The organism is Salinisphaera aquimarina (assembly GCF_042643355.1).
In the GTDB taxonomy this organism is placed as follows: domain Bacteria; phylum Pseudomonadota; class Gammaproteobacteria; order Nevskiales; family Salinisphaeraceae; genus Salinisphaera; species Salinisphaera aquimarina.
Genome location: NZ_JBHRSS010000003.1, coordinates 435679 through 448357, shown reverse-complemented (window position 1 = coordinate 448357; position 12679 = coordinate 435679). Strand labels below are relative to the sequence as shown.

Annotated in this window: 10 protein-coding genes; 4 read left to right on the top strand and 6 right to left on the bottom strand. The window is 65.3% G+C overall.

Annotation, left to right across the window (positions count from 1 at the left end):
• Positions 1-52 precede the first annotated feature (52 nt).
• The 4 genes from ACFOSU_RS05535 (at position 53) to ACFOSU_RS05520 (ending at position 6212) form a co-directional block, all read left to right on the top strand.
• The gene (locus ACFOSU_RS05535; protein WP_380687301.1) at positions 53-1705 is read left to right on the top strand and encodes a long-chain-fatty-acid--CoA ligase; all 1653 of its coding nucleotides are present in this window, start codon (positions 53-55) and stop codon (positions 1703-1705) included.
• Positions 1706-1771: 66 nt separating this feature from the next.
• Positions 1772-2926 (top strand): acyl-CoA dehydrogenase family protein, encoded by a 1155-nt coding sequence (locus tag ACFOSU_RS05530; protein ID WP_380687299.1) that lies wholly within the window; start codon positions 1772-1774, stop codon positions 2924-2926.
• 61 nt (positions 2927-2987) lie between these two features.
• Positions 2988-4583: a fatty acyl-CoA synthetase gene (locus ACFOSU_RS05525; RefSeq protein WP_380687298.1), complete on the top strand. Its 1596-nt coding sequence runs from the start codon at positions 2988-2990 to the stop codon at positions 4581-4583.
• A gap of 75 nt (positions 4584-4658) precedes the next feature.
• Positions 4659-6212: a long-chain-fatty-acid--CoA ligase gene (locus ACFOSU_RS05520; protein ID WP_380687296.1), complete on the top strand. Its 1554-nt coding sequence runs from the start codon at positions 4659-4661 to the stop codon at positions 6210-6212.
• A 148-nt stretch (positions 6213-6360) separates the two neighbouring features.
• On the opposite strand, the gene ACFOSU_RS05515 is transcribed toward ACFOSU_RS05520, so the two are convergent.
• From ACFOSU_RS05515 to ACFOSU_RS05490, 6 genes are all read right to left on the bottom strand, one after another.
• A complete protein-coding gene (locus tag ACFOSU_RS05515) occupies positions 6361-7677 on the bottom strand; it encodes an MFS transporter (RefSeq protein ID WP_380687294.1) in 1317 nt (438 codons plus the stop codon).
• Between the two features lie 121 nt (positions 7678-7798).
• Positions 7799-8908 carry a 5-methyltetrahydropteroyltriglutamate--homocysteine S-methyltransferase gene (locus tag ACFOSU_RS05510; protein WP_380687292.1) on the bottom strand — a complete coding sequence of 370 codons (1110 nt, stop codon included), beginning with the start codon at positions 8906-8908 and terminating at the stop codon, positions 7799-7801.
• Positions 8909-8974: 66 nt separating this feature from the next.
• Complete coding sequence (gene pobA / locus ACFOSU_RS05505; RefSeq protein WP_380687290.1) at positions 8975-10162, bottom strand: 4-hydroxybenzoate 3-monooxygenase; 1188 nt, start codon at positions 10160-10162, stop codon at positions 8975-8977.
• Positions 10163-10190: 28 nt separating this feature from the next.
• The gene (gene pcaG, locus ACFOSU_RS05500) at positions 10191-10832 is read right to left on the bottom strand and encodes a protocatechuate 3,4-dioxygenase subunit alpha (RefSeq protein ID WP_380687287.1); all 642 of its coding nucleotides are present in this window, start codon (positions 10830-10832) and stop codon (positions 10191-10193) included.
• A gap of 19 nt (positions 10833-10851) precedes the next feature.
• Complete coding sequence (gene pcaH / locus ACFOSU_RS05495) at positions 10852-11586, bottom strand: protocatechuate 3,4-dioxygenase subunit beta (RefSeq protein WP_380687285.1); 735 nt, start codon at positions 11584-11586, stop codon at positions 10852-10854.
• A gap of 158 nt (positions 11587-11744) precedes the next feature.
• Positions 11745-12665 carry a LysR substrate-binding domain-containing protein gene (locus ACFOSU_RS05490; RefSeq protein ID WP_380687283.1) on the bottom strand — a complete coding sequence of 307 codons (921 nt, stop codon included), beginning with the start codon at positions 12663-12665 and terminating at the stop codon, positions 11745-11747.
• Between the last annotated feature and the right edge of the window lie 14 nt (positions 12666-12679).

Sequence of the window (12679 nt, the reverse complement as noted above, 5' to 3'; positions counted from 1 at the left end):
CGGTCGGGATACCGTCGACGGTACAAGAAAAAGGTTGAAACCGGAGGAGCCGATGCTGGGTCTGATGCAGGACCGGCCGCTGTTGATCTCATCGCTGATCGAGCATGCCGCGACGTTTCACGGCGATACCGAAATCGTGACCCGCAGCGTGGAGGGCCCGATCCGTCGCAGCACGTATCGCGCACTGCGTGATCGGTCCCGGCAGGCGGCCAACATGCTGGCGCACCTCGGTGTCGAATTCGGCGATCGGGTGGCGACGCTGGCCTGGAATACCGATCGTCATCTCGAGCTCTATTACGGGGTGTCCGGCAGCGGGGCGGTGTTGCATACCGTTAACCCGCGCCTGTTCGCCGAGCAGGTCGAATACATCATCAAGCACGCCGAGGACAAGGTGCTGATGTTCGACATTGGTTTCGCACCGCTGGTCGAGCAGCTGGCGCCGTCGCTGACCGCTGTGACCCATTTTGTGGCGATGACCGATCGCGACCACATGCCGGCGATCGAGGTGCCGAATCTGCTCTGCTACGAAGAGCTCATGGCCGCCGAAGGCACGGATTTCGAGTGGCCGGACTTCGACGAGCGCACCGCGTCGAGCCTGTGCTACACCTCGGGCACCACCGGCCATCCCAAGGGCGTGCTCTACAGCCATCGTTCCACAGTGCTGCATTCGCTGATCGCGATGGCGCCGGACAGCTTCGCGGTGAGCGCACGATCGGTGCTGCTGCTGGTGGTGCCGATGTTTCATGCCAATGCCTGGGGCATGCCGTATGCGGCCGCGATCGCCGGTGCCAAGATCGTGTTGCCGGGCGAACATCTCGACGGCGCGCATCTCTATCCGTTGATGCGCGACGAAAAAGTCACCTTCTCCCAGGCCGTGCCGACCGTCTGGCTGATGTTCTTCCAGTATCTGGATGCGCACCCCGACGTCGATGCGAGCGCCCTGTGTCTGGACACCATCGGGATCGGCGGCAGCGCGCCGCCGCGCGCCATGATCCGGCGCATGGAAGACGAACTGGGGGTCGAAGTCGTGCAGGGTTGGGGCATGACCGAGACCAGCCCGCTGGGCGTATCCAATCGCTGGCTGCCCAAGCACGACGACCTCGATCGCGAGCAACGCGAAGCGCTCAAGGTCAAGCAGGGGCGCGGTGTCTGGGGCGTCGATCTCAAGCTCGTCGATGACGGCGGTCGGGTCGTGCCCTGGGACGGCGTTCACGCCGGCCATCTGTTCGTGCGCGGGCCGTGGATCGCCAGCGGTTATTTCCGCGGCGACCAGGCGGTGCTGGACGAGCAGGGCTATTTCCCGACCGGCGATATCGCCAACATCGACGCTGACGGCTATCTGCAACTGGTCGACCGCGCCAAGGATGTGATCAAGTCCGGCGGCGAATGGATTTCCTCGCTCGAACTGGAGGACGCGGCGTTCTCGCATCCGGAGGTCGCCGAGGCGGCGGTGATCGGCATCGCCCATCCGAAATGGCAGGAGCGTCCGTTCATGGTGGTGACCCGGCGTCCCGGCAGCACCCTCGGCCGCGACGCGCTGATGACGCATCTGGCCGACCGGGTGGTGAAATGGTGGCTACCCGACGAGATCGTGTTCGTCGAGGAACTGCCGCATACCGCGACCGGCAAGCTCCTGAAGACAAAGCTGCGCGAACAGTATCGCGACTACGCGCCGGTCGATGTCTCCCGGGGCGCCGATGGCTGACACGAGGCCAGCGCCGGACAGCGCACCGCCGGCCATGCGTCGGCACCACAGATCAAGGAAGTGAGGATGGTTCAGAACGCCCCCTATCAATGCCCTTGGGCGACCGAAGAAATCGAGATGTTCCGCGCCATGGTCTGCCGCTTTCTCGATACCGAAATGCAGCCCGGCGATGAACAGGCCCGCAAGCAGGGCCACGTCGGCAGGGCGCTATGGCGGCGCGCCGGTGAACTGAGTCTGCTGTGTTCGGACATCCCCGAGCAGTACGGCGGCGCCGGCGGCGATTTTCGCCACGAAGCCGTGTGCTTCGAGGAGATGGCCAGACGCGGGCTGACCGGTTTCAACTCCGGCGTGCACAGCATCGTCGCCCACTACATTCTCAACCACGGCACCGACGCTCAGAAGGACATATATCTGCCGCGCATGGCCCGAGGAGAAATGGTTGGCGCTATCGCCATGACCGAGCCTGGCGCCGGCTCCGATCTGCAGGGTGTGCGTACGACGGCCAGGCTCAACGGTGAACACTACCGCGTGAACGGTGCCAAGACCTTCATCTCGAACGGTTATCTGGCGGGTCTGGTGCTGGTGGTGTGCAAGACCGATCCAGCCGCCGGCGCGAAAGGTACCTCCATCCTGATCGCCGAAACCGAGAATCTCGAGGGCTACCGGGTCGGGCGCCTGCTCGACAAGATCGGCATGAAGGCCCAGGACACCGCGGAGCTGTTCTTCGACGACGTCACCCTGCATCGCGATCAGCTGCTCGGCGGCGAGGAAGGCCAGGGCTTCTATCAGCTGATGGGGGATTTGCCCTACGAGCGGCTGATCGTGTCGGTGAACGCGGTCGGCGCGATGGAAGGCGCGTTCGCCGCCACGCTCGACTACGTGAAGGAGCGCAACGCCTTCGGCCGGCCGGTATTCGAATTTCAGAACACGCGCTTCAAGCTGGCCGAGATCGCCACCCAGGTGCGGGTCGCGCGCACCTATCTGGATCGCTGTATCCAGGATCTGGTGGCCGGCGAACTCGATACCGTGGCCGCGTCCATGGCCAAGATGTGGACTACCGACCTGCAGGGCAAGATCATCGATGAGTGCCTGCAGCTGTTCGGCGGCTACGGCTATATGAACGAATACATGATCGGGCGCATGTACGTGGACGCACGCGTACAGCGTATCTATGGCGGCACCAACGAGATCATGAAAGAGGTGGTGGCCCGGTCGTTGTAAGGGTGTCGCCAGACCGGTGGCCACGGGCACGAATAAAACAAATAGTAAAAGGAGAAGCGGCATGGGGTTCGATCCGACACAGGCCGTGCGCGGCGCGATCGGCAATACGCTCGGCGATGCCCTGCATCGCAGCGTCTGCCGCCAGCCACAGGCGCCGGCGCTGTATTTTCAGGGCCGCGACTGGTCCTATGCGCAGCTCGACGTTGGGGCCAATCGCGTGGCACGGGGTCTGCTCGATGCCGGTCTGGTGCAGGGTGACCGCGTGGCCGCCTATGGCAAGAACTCCGATGCCTATGTGCTGCTATGGCTCGGCTGTGTACGCGCCGGCCTGATCCATGTGCCGGTCAACTATGCGCTGGTGCGCGACGAACTGGCCTATATATGCAATCAGTCGGGCGCGGCGGCGCTGTTCTGTGACGACGACCTGATGGCCAACGTCGAGGCGCTGGGCGACACGGTCGACCTGCGTCTGCGCGGTTCGCTGCGGGCCGAAAAGGCCCACGCCCGGACCGAGGCGCTGGATATCCTGTCGCTGGCTCTATCGACGGCGGGCGGCACAGGCAACGACACGCCGCCGCCGGTCGATATCGGCGACGACGACCCGGTACAGATTCTGTATACCTCCGGCACCACCTCGGCGCCCAAGGGCGCGGTGCATACCTATCGTTCGCTGTTCGCCGAGTACATCGGCTGTCTGCTGCATCTGGACGTGGCCGAACACGATCGCTGCCTCGCGGCGCTGCCGCTGTATCACTCGGCACAGATGCACTGTTTTCTCATGCCGGGCCTGCTACGCGGCGCGTTCAACTATCTGATCGAAAGCCCGCAGGCGGATCGCGTGCTCGAGATCATCGAGACCGAGGGCATCACCTCGTTCTTTGCGCCACCGACGGTCTGGATCGGGCTGCTGCGACACGACGACTTCGATCGCCGTGATCTGGCCAGTCTGCGCAAGCTTTACTACGGCGCCTCGATCATGCCCGAGCCGATCGTCGCCGAACTGGCGCGGCGGCTACCCGAGGGCCGGCTGTTCAATTGCTACGGTCAGAGCGAGATCGCGCCGCTGGCGACGGTACTCGCGCCCGAGGAACACGTTGCCGATCGCCTGAGTTCCTGCGGCCGGCCGATCACCACGGTCCAGACTCGTATCGTCCGGCCCGGCACGCTCGAGGATTGCGCGCCCGGCGAGCACGGCGAGATCGTGCATCGCTCGCCGCAGCTGATGGTCGCGTACTGGGACAAACCCGAGCAGACCGCGGAAGCCTTCGAGGGCGGTTGGTTTCATTCCGGCGATCTGGCCTATCGCGACGACGAGGGCTTCATCTATATCGTCGATCGCATCAAGGATGTGGTGAACACCGGCGGGGTGATGGTGGCGTCGCGTGAGGTCGAAGAAGCGTTGTATACGCATCCGGCCATCGCCGAGATCGCGGTGATCGGCGTGCCGCACGCAAAATGGGTCGAGGCGATCGCCGCGGTGGTGGTGCTCAAGCCGGGCAGCACCGCCAGCGCCGAGGAGTTGATTGCCCATGCGCGCGAGCGGCTGGCCGCCTTCAAGCTTCCCAAGGCGGTGCATTTCGTCGACGAGCTGCCCAAGAACACCGCGGGCAAGCTGCTCAAGCGGGAACTGCGCACGCGTTTCAGTGATGAGAAATAGTCTTTTTGGACGATCCGCGGCGGCCGCGCGTCGAGCCACGATACGGGTCCCGATTTCCACCGCGAGGTGCCGCCGATGTATCTGACCCAGCCGTTGCACAAGGGCCAACGTGAGCGCCCCGACGCCGAAGCCGTGGTCTTTGCCGACCGCCGCCATTCGTTTGCCGAACTGACCGACCGCGTGGCCCGCCTGGCCGGCGTGCTGCACGAACTGGGCATGGGCACCGGTGACCGGGTCGGCATCCTGGCGTTGAATTCGGACCGCTATATCGAGTTCATCTTCGCCGCGCTCTGGGGCGGCGGCGTGTTCAATACGGTCAATATCCGCTGGAGCGCGCGCGAGGCGGTGTATTCGCTCGACGACTGCGGCACCCGCATCCTGTTCGTCGACGATGCCTTCCTGTCGATGATGGAACCGATCCGCGAGCAGTCTGACGCCGTGCAGACGATCGTCTATATCGGCGAGAACGACTGCCCGGAAGGTGCGCTGGATTATCGCGAACTGATGGCCGCGGCCACGCCGATCGAGGACGCGCTGCGCCGCGATGACGACCTCGCCGCCATTCTCTATACCGGCGGCACGACCGGCGCGCCCAAGGGCGTGATGCTCAGCCATGCCAATCTCTATAGCTGCTCGCTCGGTGCGATCCTCCCGGACTGTCGTCGCGATCGCGTCGTGGCACTGCATTCCGCACCCTTCTTTCACGTCGCCGGTATCGGCCTGATCCTGCAGGTCGCGCTGCGCCAGGGCGCCCAGATCGTGCTGCCGGGCTTCGATCCGCTGGCGGTGCTGGAAGGCATCGCCGGCGAACAGGTCGGCGAGACGTTTCTGGTGCCGACCATGCTGCGGGCGGTGCTCAATCATCCGCGCTTCGCCGAGTTCGACCTGTCCTCGCTGCATACGCTGCTCTACGGTGCCTCGCCGATCGACAACAGCCTGCTGCGGCTGGCGATCGACAAGCTGCCGAAGGCCGAATTCCTGCAGCTCTACGGTATGACCGAGTTGTCGCCCGTGGTCGCCTTCCTGCCGACCTGGTGCCATACCGATCCGGCCTATGCCGACAAGCTCTCGGCCGCGGGCATTCCCTCGCATATGGCCGAAATACGGGTGGTCGATCCGTTGGACGAGGAGGTCGATCACGGCGAGGTGGGCGAGATCACGGTACGCGGGCCAATGGTCATGCAGGGCTACTGGAACAAGCCCGAGCAGACCGCCGAGGCGCTGCGCGGCGGCTGGATGCATACCGGTGACGCCGGCTATCTGGACGCCGACGGCTATGTGTTTCTGGTCGACCGGCTCAAGGACATGGTCGTCACCGGCGGCGAGAACGTCTACTCGGTGGAAGTCGAGGACGCGCTGTTGCGCATGCCGGCGATCGCCCAGTGCGCGGTTATCGGCGTGCCCGACGAGACCTGGGGCGAGCGCGTGCATGCGGTGGTTGTGCTCAAGGAGGGCGAAAGCGCCGACGAGCAGGCGATCGTGGCCCACTGCAAGGAGTGGATCGCCAACTACAAATGCCCGCGCAGCTTCGAGTTCGTCGACGAGCTGCCGCTGTCCGGCGCCGGCAAGATCCTCAAGTACAAGCTCAAGGAGGCCTACTGGGCAGAGCACGGACGGCGGATCGGCTGAATGCGATGTCGCGGCCGTCGTATCATGCGAGCAAACTCGCACCGCAGGGTCTCGATGCGTCCTGCAGATTGCGAATCCTCGCCGTATGGGTCGATACGGCTTAGCCCGGCGCCTTGCCAGACCCGCCGCTGACCACGCTCGGCAAGTATTAGCCCGTAGGGCTCGGTTCAGCTTTACGAATTCTCAGAAACATCAATGCCGCGGCCGCCAGCAGCGAGCCGCAGGCCATGAACAGGGCCACGCCCTGCAGGCCGACGCCACTTTCGAACAGCAGGCCGGCGATGATCGGCGACAACGCCGCGCCGCTGCGGCCCACGCCGATGGCAAAACCGGTGCCGGAGGCGCGCACCCGGGTCGGAAACGCCTCGGCGAACAGGGCATACAGGCCGACCACGCCGGCATTGGTGAAAAAGCCGGCCGTGGCCGCGATCAGCGACAGCGTCATCAGGGTGGACTGGCCGCTGCCGAAGACCGTGACCATGACGAAGGCGGCGAGCATCACGGCTATGGTCACGGCTCGCACCGGGTAACGGCGCGCGACCAGGCCCAGAGTGATGCCGCCGAGCGCGCCGCCGACGTTGGCCCAGACCAGCACGCCGGCCGCCGAGGAGGCGGCGAAGCCCATGTCGACCACGATCTTGGGAATCCACTTGAGGATGAAATAGAAGGTCGCGATATGGGCGAAATAAGCGAAGGTCACCAGCAGCGTGGTGGCGATCAGGGCTGGCGTGAACAGGTCGCTGGTCGCGCCCTTGAACTGTTCCGTGCTCGGCTCCGGCAGCGCGTCGGCGGATCGATGCCCCATGCGAGCGAGCGTGTGGTTGATCCGTCGCAGTGCATCACGCGGCTGCTGCTGACACAGGAAGGCCACGGTTTCCGGCACCCGCAGCCAGACCAGCGGAATGAAGGCCGCGGACGCGCAGCCGCCGAAGATGAACACCGCCCTCCAGTCGTGGTTTCGCAGCAGCCAGGCCGCTACCGAGCCGCCCAGCACAGCGCCGACCGGATAGCCGATCGCGCTCAGCGCCACGCTCAGGCTGCGGTTCTTTTCATTGCTGTGTTCGGCCGCGGCGGCGGTGATCGCCGCGAGCATGCCCCCGATGCCCAGGCCGGTGATCACCCGCCAGATCGCCAGCGTGGCGATCGAATTGGCCTGGCTGGACAGCAGCATGCCGATCGACATGGCCACGAGACAGCCGAGGATCATCGGCCGGCGTCCGATCTTGTCGGCGACCCCGCCCAGCACGATAGAGCCGATGCCCATGCCGATCAGCTCGGCGGCGAGCACGAAGCCGAGCGCCGCACGATCGATGCCGAACTCGGTGGCGATGCCCGGCGCGGCGAAGCTGATCGCCAGCACGTCGAAGCCGTCGAGGCCGTTGAGGCCGACGGTGATGGCAATAGCCACCATCTGAAATACGCTCAGGCGCGAGCGTTCGATGATGTCGACCGGGTTCGTGGCCATCGGTTGTCTCCTGCTGCACAAGCGCGGATGCGCTTATCGTTATTTATGTGTCGACCGGTCGTATCGGCGACCGGGCGTATCTCGCCTGTAGGCGGCGATTGTTTTTCGATAAACGGGCGATCTACCGCCAGACGTCCCTGGAAATACTCACCACCTGTTCCAGCTTCGCCCATTGATCGTCCTCGGTCAGTGCGTTGCCTTCCACGGTGCTGGAAAAGCCGCACTGCGGGCTCAGGCAGAGCTGATCGAGCGGGACATATTGCGCGGCCTCGTCGATGCGCTGGGTTATCGTGTCGCGCGATTCCAGCGTCGCCTGCTTGGACGACATCAGGCCCAGAACCACGGTTTTGCTGTCGGGCACGAAACGCAGCGGCGCGAAATCGCCCGAGCGTTCGTCGTCGTATTCGAGGAAGTAGGCGTCGACGGCGAGTTCGTTGAACAACACGTTGGCGACCGGTTCGTAGCCGCCTTCGGCGAACCAGGTGCTGCGGTAGTTGCCACGGCACAGATGGATGCCGACGGTGAGATCGTCGGGCCGGCCGGCGAGGGCGGCGTTGATCAACTCGGCGTATTGATGCGGCAGCGCGTCGGGGTCTTCACCGCGGTCTTTCGCGGCGGCACGCATCTTGGGGTCGCAAAGATAGGCGAGGTTGGTGTCGTCGAGCTGGATATAGCGACAGCCGGCGGCGTGCAGGGCGCTGATCTCGTCCCGATAGCACTGCGCGAGATCTTCGAAGAACACATCCAGATCGGGATAGGCGTCGATATCGATGGCCTTGCGGCCGCCGCGAAAGTGCACCATCGTCGGCGACGGGATCGACACCTTGGGCAGCACGTCGCTGTGCGCGGCCAGAAAACGGAAATCCTCGACCTGGATATCGCCGCTGTGGCGCAGCGGCCCGGTCACGCTCAGCTGCGGCGGGGTGAAGCCGTCATCCGCGCGCTTGGCGCTGGGATTGGCGGCGATGCCGCCGGTCACGCTGACGCCGTCGAGCCGGCGCAGGAAATCCAGATGAAAATAGGCGCGACGGAACTCGCCGTCGGTGGCGCATTGCAGGCCGACGTCCTGCTGCTTGCCGATCGCGGCGGCGATGGCCTCGTCTTCGGCGGCGCGCAGCTGCGCGGCGTCGATGTCACCGGCGGCGTGTCGACGGCGCGCCTCGAGCAGGGTGGCCGGGCGCAGCAGGCTGCCGACGTGTTCGCAGCGAAAAGGGGGATTCAGGCGGTGCATGGCCACTCCTTCGGGGATTCGTTGTTAATCGCGAATTGCCGATGACATCAGCTAGCGCTTTTCTACTCAAGTCTCGAGTGTTTCGAATGGCAGCCCGACGTAGTTCTCCGCGATCGTGGTCAGGCCCGCGGTCGAACGCGTGTAGTAGTCGAGTTCGGCGCGCTGGATACGGGCGTTGAAGTCGTCGTCCTCGGAGAACTTGTGCAGGGTGCTGGTCATCCACCAGGAAAAACGCTCGGTCTTCCACACGCGCTTGAGACAGGTCTGCGAATAGCGCTCGATCAGATCGGTACGGTTCTCGTGGTAGATCTTGTCGAACAGCCGGTAGGCGGTGTGCACGTCGCTGATCGCGAGATTCAGCCCCTTGGCGCCGGTTGGCGGCACGATATGCGCGGCATCGCCCAGCAGCAGCATGCGGCCATGCTGCATGGGCTCGGCCACGAAACTGCGCAGCGGGGCGACCGACTTGTCGATCGAGTCGCCGGTCACCAGGGCGTCGGCCGCGTCCGTGGGCAGCCGGCGCTTGAGCTCGGCCCAGAACGCGTCGTCGCTCCAGTTGTCCGGTGATTCCGTATCCGGCACCTGGATGTAGTACCGGCTGCGCGTGGGCGAGCGCATGCTGCACATGGCAAAGCCGCGTTCGTGGTTGGCGTAGATCAGTTCCTCGGCCACCGGCGGGGTGTCGGCCATCACCCCCAGCCAGCCGATCGGGTACTCGCGCTCGAAGGTGCGGACGCGCTCGGCCGGGATACAGCCGCGCGATACACCGTGAAAGCCGTCGCAGCCGGCGACGTAGTCGCAGTCCAGGCGGTGCTCTTCGCCCTCGAAGGTGAAGGTGACATAGGGCGCGTCGCTTTCCAGCGCATGCGGCTGGGCGTCGGTGGCCTCATAATAGGTCGTGGCACCGATGGCCTCGCGCGCGTTCATCAGATCGCGGGTGACTTCGGTCTGGCCGTAGACGGTGACGTGCTTGCCGCCGGTCAGACCTTTCAGGTCGATGCGCACACGGCGACCGTCGAAGGCGATATCGAAACCGTCGTGCGGCAGGCCGTGGGCATCCATGTTCTCCGATACCCCGGCTTCGCGCAGCAGATCGACCGTGCCCTGTTCGAGCACGCCGGCACGGATGCGGCCGAGCACGTATTCACCCGAGCGGCGCTCGAGAATGACGTTGTCGATGCCGCTCCTGGCCAGCAGCTGGCCCAGCAGCAGGCCCGACGGGCCGGCGCCGATGATGGCGACCTGGGTTTTCATGACCTCTCCTTTTGCAGCGCGATGTCTGTCAGAAATCGAAGAACACGGTTTCCTGATTGCCGCCCTGTAGCCGGACCACGAATTCGTAGATCGGCTCGCCGGCGTCGTTATCCTGTGTGCGCCGGGCGATCAGCGTGTCGCGGCGCCAGCCGGGCACCCGGGCCAAGAACGGGCACTTCGCGTTGGCTTCGGTCTCGTCGTCGAAATACAGCCGCGTATGCAGATGGATATTGATGCCGCGGGCGAACAGCATGAGATTGACGTGCGGGGCCATGGCGGTGCCGTCGGGGTGGGGCACGCGGCCGGGCTTGATGGTGGTGAACGACCAGCGCCCGTCGTCGGCGGCGCCGGGGGCGGCGCGGCCGAAGCCGTTGAATGCGTTGTCGGCGCGGAATGCGCGCGGGTATACGCCGTCGGCGTCGGCCTGCCAGAGCTCGACCAGAATGTCGTCGACCGGCCGCTCGTCGCCGTCGAGGACCACGCCGCGGATCTCGATGCGTTGACCGGCGGCGTCTGCCCCCGCCAGCCGGTTGCCGATCTCGTAGTCGCGCGGCGGCAGGCCGGCCACGTCGAGCGCCAGACCGATATGTACATAGGGTCCGGCGGTCTGGGACGGCGTCTCGGGTAGAAAGACGCTGTCGGGATCGAGCGGTTGCTTGAAGGTATTCATGGGGTGCGTCTCCCGCGGATTACAGATTCTCGAACCATGTCTGCAGCGCGCCGCGGGTGACGATGTCGAAGCGGTACGTGAGACAGTCGAACGAGCGCGAGCGCGGCATGTCCAGGCGCGAGACCAGGGTTTCGACCGCGTCCGCATCGCGGATCGTGTTCACGATCGGACAACGTGGTATCAGGGGATCGCCCTCGAAATACAGCTGGCTGATCAGTCGGGTGGAAATCGATGGCCCCATGACCGAGACATGGATATGCGCCGGCCGCCAGGAGTTGGGGTCGTTGGGCCAGGGGTAGGGGCCGGGTCGGATGGTGCGGAAACGATAGAAGCCGTCCGCGTCCGTGATCGTGCGGCCGACACCGCCGAAGTTCGGATCCAGCGGCGCGAGATAGCTGTCCTTGCTGTGGCGATAGCGCCCCCCGGCGTTGGCCTGCCACATCTCCACCAGCGTGTCCGGCATCGGCTTGCCGAACTGATCGATCACCCGACCGTAGACGATGATGCGCTCACCGATCGGTAGACCGTCGCGGGCGGTGCCCTCGCGATAGTTGAGGGTGAGATCGTTGTCGTGCGCGCCCAGTTCTAGGTCGCCGAAGGTGGGGCCGGTCAGCTCGGAGGGCGTCGGCGTCTGGATGGCTACCAGTGCCTGGCGCGGTGAGCGCGCGACGCTGGTCTTGTAGCCGGGCGCGTACGCCGGCGGATGCCAGTTGCGGTCGCGCATGACGAAAGCGGTCGGGTGTCTGGACGCCATGAATGCATCTCCTGCGGTCGCCGGCTCAAGCGCCGGCCGACGGATTGCGCGCGGTCGGGCCGTGCGTCTTGTTCGTCTTATCCCTCGAAGATGCCTTGTGCGCGCCGTAGGCGCCAAGTGAAATTACTGCCTCCTGGTATAACCTTTTGGTTATGCGTTCAGGTCGACTCCGGGTGCGCCCCCGGATACTCGGCCGCCGCGCGGCGCAGACAATCGCAGAAGCAGGCCACGGCCGGCGCGATCGGCTGCGTGCTGTTGATGGCAAACCCCACCGAGCCGCCGCGTGCTTCGACCGGTGTCGGCAGCAGGGTCATGGTGCCGGCTTCAAGGGCCTCGCGCGCGGTGTCGGCGGGCGTGGCCCAGACTGCATCCGAGTTCAGTACATAGGCGCGGCTGAGCGGCAGCGACAACGTCTCGATCGCGTGCGACGGCGTCATCGACTGCTCGACCCAGAAGCGTTCGAGGCGTTCGCGCAACGTCGTGCCACGCGGCGGGATGACCCAGGGGTAATGCGTCAGCGCGGTCGCGTCGGTACCCGCCGCCGGATGAGCGTGCCGAACCACCAGGATCATGGGCTCGTAGTAGAGATGCTCGAAATGCAGATCCCGGATTTCGTGGGCTTCGCTCATGCGCCCCACGACCAGATCCAGCTCGCCCAGCCGCAGCCGGGCGAGCAGGCCGGCGCTGGTGCCGGTATCGACTTCGGCGCGCAGTTCCGGATAGCGCGCGTGCACTGCCATCAGCGCCTGCGGCAGCAATCCGCCTTCCACGTTCGACAGCGCGCCCATGCGCACCACCGATTCCGGCGTATCCCGGCGTACCGCCTCGATGCCTTCGGCGATGGAGCGCAGGGCCGGCGCGGTATAGCGCAACAGCGTGCGCCCGGCCGGGGTGAGGCGCACTCCACGCGGCAGCCGCTCGAACAGGGTCACGCCCAGACTGCTCTCCAGCTCGCGGATGGTCTTGGACATCCCCGGCTGCGTGATCGACAGTGCCTCGGCCGCCGCTGCCAGCCGCCCGCAGCGCGCGACTTCGGCGAAGGCCGCGAGATGACGCAGTTTGATGGGCGAATGGATCACCTTAAGGGGTTCGC

Excerpts from the sequence above, each read along its gene's own strand:
- ACFOSU_RS05535 (WP_380687301.1), top strand. The coding sequence starts at position 53 with ATGCTGGGTCTGATGCAGGACCGGCCGCTGTTGATCTCATCGCTGATC.
- ACFOSU_RS05530 (WP_380687299.1), top strand. The coding sequence starts at position 1,772 with ATGGTTCAGAACGCCCCCTATCAATGCCCTTGGGCGACCGAAGAAATC.
- ACFOSU_RS05525 (WP_380687298.1), top strand. The coding sequence starts at position 2,988 with ATGGGGTTCGATCCGACACAGGCCGTGCGCGGCGCGATCGGCAATACG.
- ACFOSU_RS05520 (WP_380687296.1), top strand. The coding sequence starts at position 4,659 with ATGTATCTGACCCAGCCGTTGCACAAGGGCCAACGTGAGCGCCCCGAC.
- ACFOSU_RS05515 (WP_380687294.1), bottom strand. The coding sequence starts at position 7,677 with ATGGCCACGAACCCGGTCGACATCATCGAACGCTCGCGCCTGAGCGTA.
- ACFOSU_RS05510 (WP_380687292.1), bottom strand. The coding sequence starts at position 8,908 with ATGCACCGCCTGAATCCCCCTTTTCGCTGCGAACACGTCGGCAGCCTG.
- pobA (WP_380687290.1), bottom strand. The coding sequence starts at position 10,162 with ATGAAAACCCAGGTCGCCATCATCGGCGCCGGCCCGTCGGGCCTGCTG.
- pcaG (WP_380687287.1), bottom strand. The coding sequence starts at position 10,832 with ATGAATACCTTCAAGCAACCGCTCGATCCCGACAGCGTCTTTCTACCC.
- pcaH (WP_380687285.1), bottom strand. The coding sequence starts at position 11,586 with ATGGCGTCCAGACACCCGACCGCTTTCGTCATGCGCGACCGCAACTGG.